Raw genomic sequence first — 13,211 nt, 5'->3', positions numbered from 1 at the left:
GGCTCTTCGTTACGCTGCTGTTGTCTGAGATTTGTCTTTTCTAACGAGTCCCATGATACCAGGGATAATAAGAAGTACAGCAGGCAGTAAGTAGAATAAAGAAATACAAATTATGCCACCGACACCGGAAATGATGAGTAAAATTCCACCTAGTTTTCCTTTCTTTCTAACAATTACAGAAGCAATAATACCAAGAATGGAGAGGAAGATAGCGCCCCAACCTAAACCGATAATATCGCTTGTGCCAGATGAGTTAAAAGAGGCATCAAGTCCACCAACGATTAACGCCAAAAAGGCTCCAATAAATCCAAAAATTCCACCAATCAGACCTAAAACAAATTCAGTTGTTCTTTTCATTTCAATTCTCCTTACTTAACTGGTACTTTGATTGTTACTGCTTTAGTATTCATGAAGTCATCAGTTGTAACATCACCGAAGTTCAATTTGATTTCTTTAACGCTATCTACACCAATTTCTTTTCCATCAGGAGCTGTAAACTCAAGAACTCCTTCTTGTTTAACGCCACCTTGAACTTCACCGCCAACTTCTCCATCAGTCAAGAACATGTTTGCTGATAATTGCATGCTACCAATTACTGCATTTCCTTGGTCTGGATAGAAAGTCAGAACCTTGTCAGTAGTGTTTTCAATATTTATACCAACATTTATCTTGTCTTTCATGATCTTTACATCGCCCAGGTTAACTTTCATTCCCAGAGCTTCAGCAGATTGTTTGCTCGCATCGACTTTTTTAGAACCGTCATCTTTAGTCTCTTCAGTTTTTTTGTCTTTTGAATCACTACTCCCTGTAGAGACATCATCTGTCGAGCTACATGCTGCTAACGCAAGTGCCAGTCCCAAAGACATGAATAAAACGAACCACTTTTTCAACCTAATTCCCCCAGTTCATAAATTAGAATACCTATTAATAATCGGCTAAAACTGTCAAAAATTCAAGAGGATTTTGCCAAATATGTTAATACATTCATAAAATTAACGGGGATAAGATGGTGAATTCACTTAACAGATCACCTCAAAATTTGCGGTTGAATGCAAAAGTGACCTCAAGGATCACCTCAAAAATTGAGGTTGAAATGGTTTTAACTGAATAGTTTACCTCAAATTTTGAGGCGAAGTGTTCAGCATTAATTAAACTAAACTAAACAATAATAATAAATAAAGATAAAGAGATCGTTATGTAATTATTTTTTGTTCCCGTTTTTTATATCTCCGGGTTGTCTACCTGATTTTAATTGCTCAGCGATTATTCTTTGAGCTGCTTCTAAAATTGAAGCTGTTATCTTTCCATCAGCAGCAGCTACCAGAGTATCAGGATCTTCAAGAATCCTTCTTGCTTCTTCGTTGAAGATTTTATCTTGAGCCTCCTGACTTTCTCCCCTTAAGAGAAAATCAGTTGTTACTCCATAATAGTCAGCAAGCTTTATTAGCATGTCATAATCAGGTTTTCTTTTATTTATCTCGTAATGAGCGTAAGTGCCTCGTGAAATCCCTAGAATTTCAGCCAATTTATCTTGAGTGAGTTTCCTGGATTCTCTAAGCTCTTTTAAGCGATCGCCTAGCATTTTCCCTCCCACTTTCTATGTAAAAGATTTTAAATGATTCCTTATCTTCCTACAGAGTGCGCTTTATTCCTATTCAGGCACACTCAGGCGCATAAAGGCCCACTCAGGGACATTTAGGGACATTCAGGTACATTGAGTATTATAACGTAGCAAAATGCTACAATGAAAAAATGTTGCAAAAAAGTACAAAAAGGTGTTGATTTGTAGCGTAAAGCTACAGTATAATGAAACCAACACGTAGCGAAACGCTACAAAGGAGGTGCGGAAGTGAAACAACGTACTTGGTTGCTCCATATTCGAACCAAAGCAGAAATGACCCAAGAAGAGGTTGCTAATCGGGCAGATATAAAAAGACCTTACTACAGCCAAATTGAATCTGGGGTGAGGAGACCTAGCGTTCAAGTGGCAAAAAAAATCTCCGAAGTTTTGGAGTTTGATTGGGCTCTTTTTTTTGATAGTGAATGTAGCGAAAAGCGACAAAGTGCACATTCTGCTTAATTTCTTGGTTAGTCCAACCGTCCAACACGAATACACTGACGTGAGGTGATCACATGGCGAAACAAACTAAGAAAAAAACAACAAACATCAAGATGGGCAAAGAATATTACGGAACGATGGACAGAGAAGAATGCTTCCGTAAAGCTCTTGAGCCGTACTTCACTTCTAAAAAAGAATTAAGGCTTCACGCTTAATATTCTGCTTCACCTTTTTTGGTGGACAAGCAAGGAGGTAACAGCATGAAACAAATTGTTTTTATTGAAGGCAACCAAGCCGTAACAGACAGCCTGACAGTGGCTGAGGTATTCGGAAAACGTCACGACACAGTTCTGCGAGACATCGAAGTTCAAATTGAAAAAATTCAACAAGCCGGCGAAAAGGAATTCTCACTCCACAACTTTGCGGAGTCAACTTATGAGAATGGACGCGGCCGAGAATATCGCAAATACAATTTGACGGAAGATGCATTCACATTGGTTGTCATGGCTTATGTAACGCCAGAAGCCATGAAAATGAAAATACGATTTATTAACGAGTTCAAGAGAATGAAAGATTACATTCAACAATTAAATGAACCGTCCTACATGATCGAAGATCCAGTCAGCCGGGCAAAGCGATGGATTAGCGAACAGGAAGAACGGCAGAGACTTGAACAAACATTGAAAATTCAAGAACCATTGGTCAACTTTGCACAGAGTTGCATGGCAGCTGAAAAATCATTGCTTGTGAGAGAACTGGCAAAGCTTGCTTCGAAAAACGGCATCATGATTGGTGAAAAGCGATTGTTCCAGAAGCTGCGCGAATGGAAGATGATCATGGCCAACAAGAATGAGCCATACCAGGAATACATCGAGCGAGGTTTCTTTGAGATCGCACAGGGGGTGCGCCAAGTAAACGGGACGCCGAAATCCTGGCTGACAATGCGCATCACTCCGAAGGGACAAGCCTTCATCATCAATAAGCTGAAAAAACAGCAAGCCAGCTAGTTCCTTCATTACTTAAATTTTACCAGTTAAAACTAAATATATCAGGGGGCAAACATATGTCGAACAATCCATACAATATGGACAATTTACCAAGCATTCTCAGGCGAGAACGCAAAAGGGCGGGATTGTCGCAGTATCAAATTGGCAAGGTGATCGGTAATAGAGATCAATCGTATGTCTCCAATGTCGAAAACGGTATTTTTCCTCTAACGCCTGATCTGTGTATCAAGTGGTTTGAAGCTTGCGGGGCCTATGAACATATTGATCTCGTACATTTCTTGTTTAAGCTTCATCCGACAGCAGCGGCGCCTATTGATCCGGCATTAAATGAGAGCGCAAGCAGCGCGGTTATTAATATGATTCATCAGCTCGAAGAAGCATTGCAAGCCACAAAACATCTGGCGCGTTGGCTGGCAAATGATCGGCCCGGAAGGTCAGATGACATACCTATGGGGGACATCAAACAAATATTTGATCTGATTCCAGCAAATAAAACGCTGATTTATTCGTTAGTGCGGAGTCATGGACTGAATATGCAAGAACTGGCTGACAGGTGGACTCGCAAAGCATTAATGGATCGGGTTGCAATGGCAAAACAAGAAGAAAGGAAGGCGGTATTAGTATGAAAACCAATCAATTTTTAAAGACAGATGTAGATTCAGCTAAAAGAAAAATCGAATCAGCGGAAGAGCTCTCTATTATGCTTTCAGAGGCATTACGTGATGGTGATTATGAAGAGGCAATCAGTCTCGCCGGGAGTATCAAAGTTCTTACTGAGGATATCAGCCGACTGGCTAATAAAGGGCGGTTGTATGAAACAGCTATGAAAATGCAACAGCGGGGCATCAATTTGGCAGTGATAAGTAGGTGTTTGGGATGAATCTCAGAAAATTTGAGCTCGCGGCAAGCTTCTTGCGACATGCCCAAAAGGCGGCATATTCAGAGGAAGATATCAAAGGAGCTGTGAGCATTCTGCATAAGGAATTTTACTCTTTAGAAAATGCAATCGACAGTCTTGCTGAACTTGCTAAAGCAAAAGAAGGAGCTGAGGAAAATGGAAGTCGAGAACCCAATGATTCTAAACAACTGGCACGACAGACTGACTGAGCCAGAAACAAAAAAGGATTTTTTCGGGGATGAAGTAACACCAGTTGATGACTATGTGATTGACTGCGGCACTTTGATTTTGAGAGAGAATCTTGATCGTTACTTAAAGCAGCAGCTTGGCTTCAAATTTAAAAATGAGCAATAAAAAAGCCCACTCTGGCAAGTGGACTCAGTAAGGCGTTTTGCAATTTATTGATTACTTAATTATACCAAAACGCCCCATAAAAATCAATGGAGGTATTAGACATGGATAAAAAATACTTGGTGACATTTTATACATCAGTTGTATTAGGAGAAGAAGCTGATGCTTATCAAAGGGAATATAAAGGATCTTCAACTGAAGAGGTTGCAGCATTAGTTCAAACTGATTTATCAAATAATACATTTTTAGGTCACAAGGGCGGTATTTGGTGGTTCAGATCATCAGAGGTAGTCAATTTTGAGATCCGGGAAATAAAAGGGGGTTCTGTCGATGCCTAAAGCAGTTAAAGTGGCATTCAGTGAGCGTGCGGAGGATCAGCAACGTTTAAGACAGGTTGGCGGTTCAATTGTATTCGCTAAAAACGGTAAAGCGCAGTTTAGTTTCCCTTCTATGGACCACTATCAGGAATGGCAACGTCTTGGCGCGGAAGCATACAAAAGAAAGGTGGCAGAAGCACAATGAATGGATTATCACAGGTAGATTACTCAGATTACATGCCGGCCCCTCAGCAGGCATCCAGTGTGACTACAGAAGCAATGGTAAGCCGTCAAGCGCAAGAAGTACAGGCGGCTATGGTTATTGCAAAGAAATTCCCGCGGGACGTATATGCGGCGTTTGATCGGATAAAAAAAGCATGCGAACGAAGATTGTTAGCTGAGAATGCGGTGTATGAATATCCCCGCGGCGGGACAAAGGTATCTGGTCCGTCAATCCGATTGGCTGAGGCATTGGCGCAGAATTGGGGCAACATTGATTACGGAATTATGGAGCTCGAGCAAAAAGCCGGAGAATCCTCTGTCATGGCGTATGCTTGGGACCTCGAAACGAATACACGGCAAACCAAAATATTCACTGTGAAGCATGAGAAAAAGGCAAAAGGTACAGTTACAAAGCTTAATGACGCTAGGGATATTTACGAAATGGTTGCCAATCAAGGAGCCCGTCGACTACGTTCCTGCATACTTGGAGTGATTCCTGGCGATATCGTTGACGCTGCAGTTGATATGTGCCAGAAAACGTTAATAAACGGCCATAAAGAACCATTGGAAGATCGGCTCAGAAATGCTTTATCAACATTCAAAAAAGAATTCGGGATCACCAAAGAAATGATTGAAGAATACATCGGCAGTAACGTCGATGCCTTTACAGAACAAGACTTTTTAAAGATTGGCCGCATTTATACATCTTTACGTGATGGTATGGCGAAGAAAGAAGATTACTTCAATATCAAGACGACAGGCCCAACTAAATCAAAGGCTGAGGAAGAATTCAAAAAGCAAAAAGAACAAGCTGACAAGCTTGCTGATAGCAAAGAAAAGGCGGGTGATCCTGCTAATGCGGATACCGGCGCTGAACAAGGAGAACTATTACTCTAACGAGATTGATAGACACTACATGTCAAACTCTCAATATAAAAGCTTTCTGCAATGTGAGGCAGCAACGATGGCAAAGATTAACGGAGAGTGGACGCCCCCCACGTCGGAGGCCCTTCTCTTCGGCCAATACGTTCATGCCTGGCTTGAGGGAGAACAGGCCTTTGATGAATTCAAGAGGAATACACCTTCGCTATTTACTCAAAAAGGCCAGCTGTACAAGCAGTATCAGTTAGCTGATCTGATGATTGAGGCAATTCAACAAGACGATCTCTGTATGTTCGTTCTACAAGGTGACAAGGAAGTCATCGTAACTGCTGAATTGTTCGGTGTTCCGTGGAAAGGAAAGCTGGACGTATACAACCCAGCTGGCGGACGTTTCTCCGATTTGAAAACAGCACGGTCATTACGTGAAAGGGTTTGGGACCCGGAAATAGGATATTGCTCTTTTGTTGAGGCATACGGATACATCGCTCAGATGGCGCTTTACGCAGAAATTGAAAAACGGATGACCGGACGTAGCGAATGGCTTGAACCCCTGATCGTTGGAGTGTCGAAAGAAGACCCACCGGACAAAGCGGTTATCAATATAGACGAGGGCCGAATGGAAGTAGAGCTCGAAGAAATTGAAAAGAGAATGGAACGCATTATTCAGGTTAAATACGGCGGGGAGAAGCCAGAACGGTGCGAAAAGTGCAAGTATTGCCGTGCCACTAATCAACTGAACAGCATTATACATTTTTCGGAGTTGGTTAGTTGATGGAAAGGGCAGTGATCAAAGTCCCTATCCCTCATTGTTATTTCTGGCTTGTGAAGACGGTCCGACGAGATATGCGAAAAGACTTGTACACCCGATATGTTACTGACTATCTCAAGAGAAATGAACCGACTTTGAGATTAGTTGAAATAGACTTCAAAGCTTTGACAGCACTGTGCGAAAGGAAGTAGGTGAGCCATGAACTACCTGAAAGAAATGAATGGCTTCATGAATTGGCTAGAAACGAATCCGTTGTCTGCTACAACTCAAGCATTATGGTTTCATCTTTTGCACATCAACAATAAAGCGGGGTGGCGGGAGTGGTTCACCACTTCAAATACCACTTTGCAAGCAAAGATTGAGATTTCCGAAAACACGTTGATCAAACACCGAAAAATGCTGATTGATCTTAAAAGAATTGAATATAAGCCGCAGGGTAGGAAGGCAGGGCAATACAGGATGATCTCTTTTGAAACGCCTGTATCGGAGCAGGAACCATCTGAAAAGCCTGTTCCGGAACCTGCACCAGCATCAAAAGAAACGCAGGAGGTTGATCCCAAAATGAAAAACGCTTTTGAGCTATTTGAAAATAAGGTCGCTCGTTCTATCGGCTCCATTGAGGCACAAAGAATCGGCTACATGGTGGATGATTACGGCGAAGAGAAGGTCATGGAAGCAATGAAACTAGCTTTCAGAAATAAAGGCAGCAACGTTGGCCTGAACTACATTGAGGCGATCCTGTCCAACCCGTTCAGCCAAAAGAGAAAGGAGAAACAACAGAATGGCTATAAACAAAGCAGTCAGCATAGACACAGCGTTCCAAGCAATGATGAAGGGTCTTCAAGCAAAATCGCGTTCTTGGGAAACGCAACAGGCCGGATCAGAAGAAAAGGTTGAGTATGAATGCTCCGAGTGTAAGGATCGCGGCGTTGTGATTTACCGGGTTCACAAGGATACAAAATGGAATTTAGACAAACAGCTTGATCTATTAGTGCCTGAGAGCATGGTACCGGAAGATGACTTTCTTTCTGGCAAGGTTTGCACGCCGGATAAGGCCAGGGAATGGAAAACAACGTATTCCAAGCAATGTGAGTGTGTGAAACGAAAGAAAATAGCGCGGCTCATGGCAGCCAGCGGCATTACTGAGGAATTTGAAAAGCTGCTATTCGGCAACTTCAAATTAGACGGCAAGCCTCAAATGATCAAAGATGCCTATGAATGCGCGGTCGAATACTTCAAAGACTTTGAAAAGATCAAGGGAGAGCGTGCCAACAGCATTGCTCTGCTGGGACAACCGGGCAGCGGCAAAACGCATCTGTTAACGGCCATCATGAACAACCTCATTAAGAAGAAATCGATTCATTGCATGTACTTCCCTTACGTTGAGGGCATGAGTGATCTGAAAAATGACTTTGACCAGCTGGAAACAAAGCTTGACGCCATGCGGAAAGTGGATGTGTTGTTCATTGATGACTTATTCAAGCCAGTAAGCGGGAAGCCCCGGGCAACTGAATGGCAAGTCGAACAGATCCAGTCAGTTGTGAATTATCGCTACCTGAACCATAAGCCTCTGCTGATCTCTTCTGAGCTCACAACGGACGAACTACTTGACGTTGACGAGGCGCTGGGCTCTCGGATTCACCAGATGTGCAAATACTACACGGTGATCATTCAGGGAGATCGGATGGAATTAAATCATAGATTGGGTGATTGGGATTGAATGAGAAAACGAACGTTAATGGATCCAAGGGAATGTATTTGTTCGGGCCTGCTGAACAAAAGGGCGGCAAGGACCTCACACCGGCTATCCGGGTGCTTGAGGAAAAGATCAGACAAATGGAGCTGATGCGCAGTGCTTAAAGCGGTGATCCTGCTGCCAGCCATCATACTGACGGCGCCAGCGAAAGAAAAGCAAATTCAGCAATGGGAAGAGAATGACGGGAGGTAAGGAGAATAATGCCAAGTGCAGAGCAAATAAAACGCATGAACAATATTAATGATCTGATAAAGCTTATTGCAAGCATTGATCATCGTACATTCTACCGCAAGTCAAAGGATCGTATAGCGTATTTCAGGTTTAAGAAAAAACTGTTCTTCGTTGATGATTACACGGGTGATGACGTTTATCCGTATGAAATGGGATACGGGAGTCCAAACGGCTTTTCGCATGGGGGCAATATGTGGCAACTGGTCAACAGCTTTAGAAAGTTCATCATAACAGGGAAATGCGGCGAACTGAGGGATTATAAAGAAATATGGGCTTACAGCTATGAAGGATGTATGAAAATCCGTCAGAAAGCGAAGGAGATCGGTTTCATTGAAAGCATTGATTACGCCTACAGTTTTGATGAATGGACGGAGACATCACATGCCAGCAAATAAGTACGGTGCCAGAAAAACACAGATGGACGGCATCACGTTCGACAGCCGGGCTGAAGCCAAATACTATGAGCACCTGAAATGGCTCAAGGTGAGCAAGCAGATCAAAGATTTTAAGCTGCAGCCACGGTTCCTGCTACAAGAGGCATTCAAAAAGAACAGCAAAACTTTTCGGAAGATTGAATATATTGCAGACTTTGAGGTTCATAATTTGGACGGCAGCATCGAGATCATTGACATCAAGGGCGTGGAAACAAAGGAATTTGCCATCAAGCGCAAGTTGTATGAGCGGCTTTACGATACACCACTCAAGGTGCTGGCTCTGGATAAGTCACTCGGCTTCATCGAGCTGGACGAGCTGAAAAAACTCAAAAGAAAGGCGGGAAAGTCCACTGTTAAACGTGGTAATCGCAGACGATCGGCCGTTGTGGGTGCAGGAAGAAGATAAGCTCATGGCCTGTATGACACGTTGCTCTCAGTTTAAGGCATGCGCCAGCCGAATGGGTTCTGATTGCAAGAAGCTCGGCGGCACGGAAATTCCCAAAATCAATTCAGGAGGCAGATACCATGGAACAGCAAAGCATCAATCCTTACAAGCCAGGACCGGTTGAAGAATGGAATATGACGCCGGAACAGCTGGCGGAATACGTGAAAAAACATCCGATCGTTTACCGGGAGGAATTGAAACCATCGCCAACATTCACAATGGCCGGATGGAAACCGGATCACTATTAAACACAAAAAAAGCACCGAAGCGTTAGCCCCGATGCTCTGATATGAACTGGTACTTCTATCATAGCACATGCACAGGGGGCGCGCTAGGTGAACAAACCACAAGAAATTAATTTAAGCAAAGATATAACAATTGAACAGGCAATTAAGCCGGGCAAAATACAGATTCTTATTTTAGATGGGAACGAGGGCACTGCACATGTCCTTGATGCCCCAGAACATGGAGAAACAATCATTCAAACAATTAAGGGTGGTCTGTCTCGTTTAGATTATAAGATCGGCCACAAATTCAAATAGCAGGGGCTTTCCCCTGCGGGGGAGGAACGGACATGAAAGAGAGAATTGAACGTCTTAAAAAACTGACATACATTCCGCAGAATGAAATTGCTTGGCTTATTGAGCAAGCTGAACTGTCTGTTAAGCAGCAGGAAATCATCGAGGAAAACAAACGTCAGCAGGAAGTAACGGTACATCAATTCCGGCAGGCTCAAAAGGACATTCAGCATCTAAGCGGGCAAAGTAGCCGATACAAACAGGCATTGGAGAAGATCATTACCAATCTCAATTTCGCGATAACAGTTGCCCAAAATGAATTGGAGGGTGATGCGGAATGAATGAGTTATCAGATAAACAAACTTGCCCGTACTGCGATTACACAGAAGAAGATTCCTACTCTAATTGGGATTCAGACAGTGACGGAATTGTAACATGCACGAGTTGCCATAAGGAATACTTTTCATTGCCTCACTATCATTTTGAGGGGTGGCAAGTTGAAAGAATTTGCGAAGAGTGCGGACATGAAGAAAGCGAATGCTTTTGCGAGGGGGAAGAAGAATGATCCCTTTACAAGTTGAGCTGCAGCGGGCAGTCAAAGCCACGAAAGACGAAGCAATGACAGTTGAGCAGGCGGCGGAATATTTGAAAGTGCATCCAGATTACATACCGGTGCTTGTGGCAAAGTCAGACGATCTGAAAATGATCGGTGATGAAACAATCATTGTGAAGCGTGATAAGACAAATGGCTGGCTCATTGGGGCGATGGTTTTGGTTTTATTCTTTGCAATCGCGGTTCTGCCGGGGATAGGGGGTTAAGGCATGGCGAGATCACCTTTAATCTGGTTCGGTGGAAAAGCCAAATATGCCGAACACATCATAAATAAAATGCCTGCCCATAAGGTGTACGTTGAGCCTTTTGGCGGGGCAGCCCATGTAATTGCTAATAAACCGAAAATGGGACATGAGGTATATAACGATATCGACGGTCATGTAGTTAATTTCTTGATGCAAGTCAGGAAGGATCCAAAAGCGATGCAAAAGGCATGCGAATCTATTCCATACAGTCGGGCGCTCTATGAGAAATGGAAAACTGAGGACTACCCGTCAAATGACTTTGATCGTGCTGTCAGGTGGTTTTACATGAATCGTTCCGGCATAAGTAAGGGGAACGCGGAGAATGTACCACAGACTGGATGGAGACACAGCACGCAAAGCGGCCAGAACCCAGCGGGCGGATACATAAGCGCCTGTACTGCCTTCCAGTCCTTTGCTAACCGAATGAAGGGCGTCATGATCGAATGTAAGGATTTTCGCAACATCATTGAGAAATACGATAGCCCTGATACTTTGTTTTATGTTGATCCTCCATATGTTGGTCGTGAGAAGTTTTACGCTGGCGGCTTCACGGAAGATGATCACCGGGAACTGGCCCGGCTGTTAAATCAGGTCAAAGGTAAAGTGATCCTCTCTTACTACGATGATCCGTTAATACTCGAGATCTACCCAAATTGGGCGACAGAAACCTTTTCAGCGTACAAGCAGGTAGTTGGCGGATCCGGAAAAGACCGAGGGGCCGAAGAAATGTTGCTCTTCAATTATAAAATCACTCAGCTTAGTTTATTTGATTAGGAGAACACGACCATGAAAAGTATCGAGTTATTCGCAGGAATAGGAGGGATTGCTCTTGCTGCTGAATGGGCTGGGATTGAAACAGTCGCATTCTGTGAGCGTGAACCCTTCTGCCAGAAAGTATTGAATAAGAACTTCCCGGGCGTTCCCATCTTCGATGATGTACGCACCTTGAATAGACAGCTTTTAGAGGAAAAAGGAGTGATTGAGCCAGGTGGAACAATTGACATTATTTCAGGAGGATTCCCTTGCCAGCCTTACAGTATTGCCGGGAAGCGAAGAGGCACGGAAGATGACCGCGACCTCTGGCCGGAAATGTTTAGGATCATCAAAGAACTTAGACCCACTTGGGTTGTTGGTGAAAACGTTGCTAACTTCGCAAACACGGAGCTCGACCGCACGCTATTTGACTTGGAAAGCGCAGGTTACAAAGGGCAATCGTTTATTATACCGGCTTGCGCCGTCGACGCCAAACATCGAAGAGATCGAACTTTCGTTGTTGCCTACTCCGACCACAAGAGACAGCAGACCGGGGGATGCGAAAAATCGTCAGGGGGGGCGTTCATTAGTCGATTCGGTGTTATGGCCGACACCGACAGCGAGCGATTACAAAGGACGGGGACCAAACAGCAAACAGCAGGGTCTGCCGGAAAAAGTGAAGCTATTTCCCACACCGACAGCAAGGGATTGGAAAGGGCGAACCGGCCCGAACTGGAATCATCAGACGTTACCCGATGCAGTTCTCTGGCCGACTCCGAGAACAAAAGGGATGTGCGGCGGCACCGGATCATTTCAGACAATGATGGATCTACAGGAAAAGGGAGTTATTACAGAACAGGAACGGAAACAGATGACAGCAGGCAACGCTGGCCAGCTGAACCCGACGTGGGTCGAGTGGCTCATGGGGTTCCCAACCGGGTGGACAGAATTAAAGGATTAGGCAACGCGGTTGTGCCTCAGCAGATTTACCCGATATTCAAAGCGATTATGGATCAGGAGGCGGCATCATGATCGAATACAGATGCCCTGAATGTGATTACAGCAAATTAGATATAAAAATCCGCCCAGAAGCCTGCTGCCCGAAATGCGGTTGCAGCATGGGCGTTGAGGAGGAAATAGCGTGAAACTGCGGCAATCTGCTGATGTGTCATGCTCGTGTATTTAAAAAATACCGTCAGTGGGCGGAAAAGGGAGAGATATAAATGGGATTAGATATTACGGCGTATAAAAATTTGAAGGTTGTTGAAAATCCTGAGTTGGACGAATACGGCGACATTAAAAATTGGAGAACAGAGTGGACACCGGGGGAAAGTATGAAATGGTCGGAAGAGCACTTTCCCGGTCGTGGCGAAGGTGTTGATCCTGACAAATTTTATACATGGGAAGAGAGCTTCAGCTTCCGTGCAGGGAGTTACAGCGGATACGGCTGGTGGCGTCGGAAATTAGAAGAATTCAAGGGAGACACCGCATTTCAGGAGCTGATCCATTTCGCAGATAACGAGGGTACGATAGGCCCGATTGTCTCTAAAAAGTTGGCAAAAGACTTCAACGCACATGCCGATGCAGCCCGTGAATTCGCCAAAACATTAGACGATGCAGGGGAAGTCTGGCTCTACTTGTATGATGATTGGAAAAAAGCTTTTGAAATGGCATCTGAAAACGGAGCAGTTGATTTTCATTAAAAAACGCC

The 13,211-nt window shown here is 43.9% G+C and carries 26 protein-coding genes; 23 read left to right on the top strand and 3 right to left on the bottom strand.

Translation table 11 applies throughout. The features are described 5' to 3' along the window. Window positions 1-9: 9 nt before the first annotated feature. The 3 genes from NYE43_RS14450 to NYE43_RS14440 all read right to left on the bottom strand — a co-directional run bounded on the left by NYE43_RS14450 (window position 10) and on the right by NYE43_RS14440 (window position 1,582). Window positions 10-357, bottom strand: coding sequence for a DUF4064 domain-containing protein (locus NYE43_RS14450; RefSeq protein WP_341062169.1), 348 nt, complete (start codon window positions 355-357; stop codon window positions 10-12). Between the two features lie 11 nt (window positions 358-368). Then, window positions 369-890, bottom strand: a complete 522-nt coding sequence (locus NYE43_RS14445) for a hypothetical protein (RefSeq protein ID WP_341062168.1) — start codon at window positions 888-890, stop codon at window positions 369-371. A 311-nt stretch (window positions 891-1,201) separates the two neighbouring features. Next, entirely contained in the window at window positions 1,202-1,582 is a 381-nt protein-coding gene (locus NYE43_RS14440) for a helix-turn-helix domain-containing protein (protein WP_268432935.1), read from the bottom strand. 267 nt (window positions 1,583-1,849) lie between these two features. Here NYE43_RS14440 and NYE43_RS14435 point away from each other — a divergent pair, with 267 nt between their 5' ends. The 23 genes from NYE43_RS14435 to NYE43_RS14325 all read left to right on the top strand — a co-directional run bounded on the left by NYE43_RS14435 (window position 1,850) and on the right by NYE43_RS14325 (window position 13,203). Next, window positions 1,850-2,080, top strand: coding sequence for a helix-turn-helix transcriptional regulator (locus tag NYE43_RS14435; RefSeq protein ID WP_326251662.1), 231 nt, complete (start codon window positions 1,850-1,852; stop codon window positions 2,078-2,080). 53 nt (window positions 2,081-2,133) lie between these two features. Next, a complete protein-coding gene (locus NYE43_RS14430) occupies window positions 2,134-2,274 on the top strand; it encodes a hypothetical protein (protein ID WP_017696669.1) in 141 nt (46 codons plus the stop codon). A 45-nt stretch (window positions 2,275-2,319) separates the two neighbouring features. Further along, window positions 2,320-3,066 (top strand): Rha family transcriptional regulator, encoded by a 747-nt coding sequence (locus NYE43_RS14425; RefSeq protein WP_341062167.1) that lies wholly within the window; start codon window positions 2,320-2,322, stop codon window positions 3,064-3,066. Between the two features lie 56 nt (window positions 3,067-3,122). Beyond that, window positions 3,123-3,692 (top strand): helix-turn-helix domain-containing protein, encoded by a 570-nt coding sequence (locus tag NYE43_RS14420; protein ID WP_341062166.1) that lies wholly within the window; start codon window positions 3,123-3,125, stop codon window positions 3,690-3,692. Next, complete coding sequence (locus NYE43_RS14415) at window positions 3,689-3,946, top strand: YqaH family protein (RefSeq protein ID WP_072565177.1); 258 nt, start codon at window positions 3,689-3,691, stop codon at window positions 3,944-3,946. The genes NYE43_RS14420 and NYE43_RS14415 overlap by 4 nt, the downstream gene beginning before the upstream one ends. 174 nt (window positions 3,947-4,120) lie before the next feature. After that, window positions 4,121-4,318 carry a YqaI family protein gene (locus tag NYE43_RS14410; protein ID WP_341062165.1) on the top strand — a complete coding sequence of 66 codons (198 nt, stop codon included), beginning with the start codon at window positions 4,121-4,123 and terminating at the stop codon, window positions 4,316-4,318. 101 nt (window positions 4,319-4,419) lie between these two features. After that, window positions 4,420-4,653, top strand: a complete 234-nt coding sequence (locus tag NYE43_RS14405; protein ID WP_268284792.1) for a hypothetical protein — start codon at window positions 4,420-4,422, stop codon at window positions 4,651-4,653. Further along, a complete protein-coding gene (locus tag NYE43_RS14400) occupies window positions 4,646-4,837 on the top strand; it encodes a hypothetical protein (RefSeq protein ID WP_341062164.1) in 192 nt (63 codons plus the stop codon). The genes NYE43_RS14405 and NYE43_RS14400 overlap by 8 nt, the downstream gene beginning before the upstream one ends. Continuing rightward, window positions 4,834-5,751 carry a hypothetical protein gene (locus NYE43_RS14395; RefSeq protein WP_341062163.1) on the top strand — a complete coding sequence of 306 codons (918 nt, stop codon included), beginning with the start codon at window positions 4,834-4,836 and terminating at the stop codon, window positions 5,749-5,751. Before NYE43_RS14400 ends, NYE43_RS14395 begins: the two co-directional genes overlap by 4 nt. Further along, a complete protein-coding gene (locus NYE43_RS14390) occupies window positions 5,711-6,508 on the top strand; it encodes a PD-(D/E)XK nuclease-like domain-containing protein (protein WP_341062162.1) in 798 nt (265 codons plus the stop codon). Before NYE43_RS14395 ends, NYE43_RS14390 begins: the two co-directional genes overlap by 41 nt. A gap of 195 nt (window positions 6,509-6,703) precedes the next feature. Beyond that, the gene (locus NYE43_RS14385; RefSeq protein ID WP_341062161.1) at window positions 6,704-7,402 is read left to right on the top strand and encodes a DnaD domain protein; all 699 of its coding nucleotides are present in this window, start codon (window positions 6,704-6,706) and stop codon (window positions 7,400-7,402) included. Beyond that, on the top strand, window positions 7,287-8,225 hold the full coding sequence (locus tag NYE43_RS14380) for an ATP-binding protein (RefSeq protein WP_341062160.1): 939 nt from the start codon (window positions 7,287-7,289) through the stop codon (window positions 8,223-8,225). The genes NYE43_RS14385 and NYE43_RS14380 overlap by 116 nt, the downstream gene beginning before the upstream one ends. After that, complete coding sequence (locus NYE43_RS14375) at window positions 8,222-8,365, top strand: hypothetical protein (protein ID WP_164914259.1); 144 nt, start codon at window positions 8,222-8,224, stop codon at window positions 8,363-8,365. The genes NYE43_RS14380 and NYE43_RS14375 overlap by 4 nt, the downstream gene beginning before the upstream one ends. 96 nt (window positions 8,366-8,461) lie before the next feature. Next, on the top strand, window positions 8,462-8,887 hold the full coding sequence (locus tag NYE43_RS14370) for a hypothetical protein (RefSeq protein WP_341062159.1): 426 nt from the start codon (window positions 8,462-8,464) through the stop codon (window positions 8,885-8,887). Beyond that, the gene (locus NYE43_RS14365; protein WP_341062158.1) at window positions 8,874-9,332 is read left to right on the top strand and encodes a DUF1064 domain-containing protein; all 459 of its coding nucleotides are present in this window, start codon (window positions 8,874-8,876) and stop codon (window positions 9,330-9,332) included. The genes NYE43_RS14370 and NYE43_RS14365 overlap by 14 nt, the downstream gene beginning before the upstream one ends. Window positions 9,333-9,451: 119 nt before the next feature. Further along, window positions 9,452-9,619: a hypothetical protein gene (locus NYE43_RS14360; RefSeq protein WP_341062157.1), complete on the top strand. Its 168-nt coding sequence runs from the start codon at window positions 9,452-9,454 to the stop codon at window positions 9,617-9,619. Between the two features lie 87 nt (window positions 9,620-9,706). After that, window positions 9,707-9,913, top strand: coding sequence for an XtrA/YqaO family protein (locus tag NYE43_RS14355; protein ID WP_341062156.1), 207 nt, complete (start codon window positions 9,707-9,709; stop codon window positions 9,911-9,913). 32 nt (window positions 9,914-9,945) lie between these two features. Further along, entirely contained in the window at window positions 9,946-10,230 is a 285-nt protein-coding gene (locus NYE43_RS14350) for a hypothetical protein (RefSeq protein ID WP_341062155.1), read from the top strand. After that, the gene (locus NYE43_RS14345) at window positions 10,227-10,454 is read left to right on the top strand and encodes a hypothetical protein (protein ID WP_251233572.1); all 228 of its coding nucleotides are present in this window, start codon (window positions 10,227-10,229) and stop codon (window positions 10,452-10,454) included. Before NYE43_RS14350 ends, NYE43_RS14345 begins: the two co-directional genes overlap by 4 nt. Continuing rightward, the gene (locus NYE43_RS14340; protein WP_341062154.1) at window positions 10,451-10,708 is read left to right on the top strand and encodes a hypothetical protein; all 258 of its coding nucleotides are present in this window, start codon (window positions 10,451-10,453) and stop codon (window positions 10,706-10,708) included. Before NYE43_RS14345 ends, NYE43_RS14340 begins: the two co-directional genes overlap by 4 nt. 3 nt (window positions 10,709-10,711) lie before the next feature. Then, window positions 10,712-11,521, top strand: a complete 810-nt coding sequence (locus tag NYE43_RS14335; RefSeq protein WP_341062153.1) for a DNA adenine methylase — start codon at window positions 10,712-10,714, stop codon at window positions 11,519-11,521. A gap of 12 nt (window positions 11,522-11,533) precedes the next feature. Further along, window positions 11,534-12,532 carry a DNA cytosine methyltransferase gene (locus tag NYE43_RS14330; protein WP_341062152.1) on the top strand — a complete coding sequence of 333 codons (999 nt, stop codon included), beginning with the start codon at window positions 11,534-11,536 and terminating at the stop codon, window positions 12,530-12,532. Between the two features lie 191 nt (window positions 12,533-12,723). Beyond that, entirely contained in the window at window positions 12,724-13,203 is a 480-nt protein-coding gene (locus NYE43_RS14325; RefSeq protein WP_341062151.1) for a hypothetical protein, read from the top strand. Window positions 13,204-13,211: the final 8 nt, after the last annotated feature.

It is taken from the genome of Bacillus sp. FSL R5-0434 (genome assembly GCF_038004745.1).
In the GTDB taxonomy this organism is placed as follows: domain Bacteria; phylum Bacillota; class Bacilli; order Bacillales; family Bacillaceae; genus Bacillus; species Bacillus halotolerans.
This window is presented reverse-complemented; position numbering and strand designations above follow the sequence as displayed.

What these genes read in the sequence shown, in the direction of transcription:
- NYE43_RS14450 (WP_341062169.1), bottom strand. Translation starts at nt 357, where the DNA reads ATGAAAAGAACAACTGAATTTGTTTTAGGTCTGATTGGTGGAATTTTT.
- NYE43_RS14440 (WP_268432935.1), bottom strand. Translation starts at nt 1,582, where the DNA reads ATGCTAGGCGATCGCTTAAAAGAGCTTAGAGAATCCAGGAAACTCACT.
- NYE43_RS14430 (WP_017696669.1), top strand. Translation starts at nt 2,134, where the DNA reads ATGGCGAAACAAACTAAGAAAAAAACAACAAACATCAAGATGGGCAAA.
- NYE43_RS14425 (WP_341062167.1), top strand. Translation starts at nt 2,320, where the DNA reads ATGAAACAAATTGTTTTTATTGAAGGCAACCAAGCCGTAACAGACAGC.
- NYE43_RS14420 (WP_341062166.1), top strand. Translation starts at nt 3,123, where the DNA reads ATGTCGAACAATCCATACAATATGGACAATTTACCAAGCATTCTCAGG.
- NYE43_RS14415 (WP_072565177.1), top strand. Translation starts at nt 3,689, where the DNA reads ATGAAAACCAATCAATTTTTAAAGACAGATGTAGATTCAGCTAAAAGA.
- NYE43_RS14410 (WP_341062165.1), top strand. Translation starts at nt 4,121, where the DNA reads ATGGAAGTCGAGAACCCAATGATTCTAAACAACTGGCACGACAGACTG.
- NYE43_RS14405 (WP_268284792.1), top strand. Translation starts at nt 4,420, where the DNA reads ATGGATAAAAAATACTTGGTGACATTTTATACATCAGTTGTATTAGGA.
- NYE43_RS14400 (WP_341062164.1), top strand. Translation starts at nt 4,646, where the DNA reads ATGCCTAAAGCAGTTAAAGTGGCATTCAGTGAGCGTGCGGAGGATCAG.
- NYE43_RS14395 (WP_341062163.1), top strand. Translation starts at nt 4,834, where the DNA reads ATGAATGGATTATCACAGGTAGATTACTCAGATTACATGCCGGCCCCT.
- NYE43_RS14390 (WP_341062162.1), top strand. Translation starts at nt 5,711, where the DNA reads ATGCGGATACCGGCGCTGAACAAGGAGAACTATTACTCTAACGAGATT.
- NYE43_RS14385 (WP_341062161.1), top strand. Translation starts at nt 6,704, where the DNA reads ATGAACTACCTGAAAGAAATGAATGGCTTCATGAATTGGCTAGAAACG.
- NYE43_RS14380 (WP_341062160.1), top strand. Translation starts at nt 7,287, where the DNA reads ATGGCTATAAACAAAGCAGTCAGCATAGACACAGCGTTCCAAGCAATG.
- NYE43_RS14370 (WP_341062159.1), top strand. Translation starts at nt 8,462, where the DNA reads ATGCCAAGTGCAGAGCAAATAAAACGCATGAACAATATTAATGATCTG.
- NYE43_RS14365 (WP_341062158.1), top strand. Translation starts at nt 8,874, where the DNA reads ATGCCAGCAAATAAGTACGGTGCCAGAAAAACACAGATGGACGGCATC.
- NYE43_RS14360 (WP_341062157.1), top strand. Translation starts at nt 9,452, where the DNA reads ATGGAACAGCAAAGCATCAATCCTTACAAGCCAGGACCGGTTGAAGAA.
- NYE43_RS14350 (WP_341062155.1), top strand. Translation starts at nt 9,946, where the DNA reads ATGAAAGAGAGAATTGAACGTCTTAAAAAACTGACATACATTCCGCAG.
- NYE43_RS14345 (WP_251233572.1), top strand. Translation starts at nt 10,227, where the DNA reads ATGAATGAGTTATCAGATAAACAAACTTGCCCGTACTGCGATTACACA.
- NYE43_RS14340 (WP_341062154.1), top strand. Translation starts at nt 10,451, where the DNA reads ATGATCCCTTTACAAGTTGAGCTGCAGCGGGCAGTCAAAGCCACGAAA.
- NYE43_RS14335 (WP_341062153.1), top strand. Translation starts at nt 10,712, where the DNA reads ATGGCGAGATCACCTTTAATCTGGTTCGGTGGAAAAGCCAAATATGCC.
- NYE43_RS14330 (WP_341062152.1), top strand. Translation starts at nt 11,534, where the DNA reads ATGAAAAGTATCGAGTTATTCGCAGGAATAGGAGGGATTGCTCTTGCT.
- NYE43_RS14325 (WP_341062151.1), top strand. Translation starts at nt 12,724, where the DNA reads ATGGGATTAGATATTACGGCGTATAAAAATTTGAAGGTTGTTGAAAAT.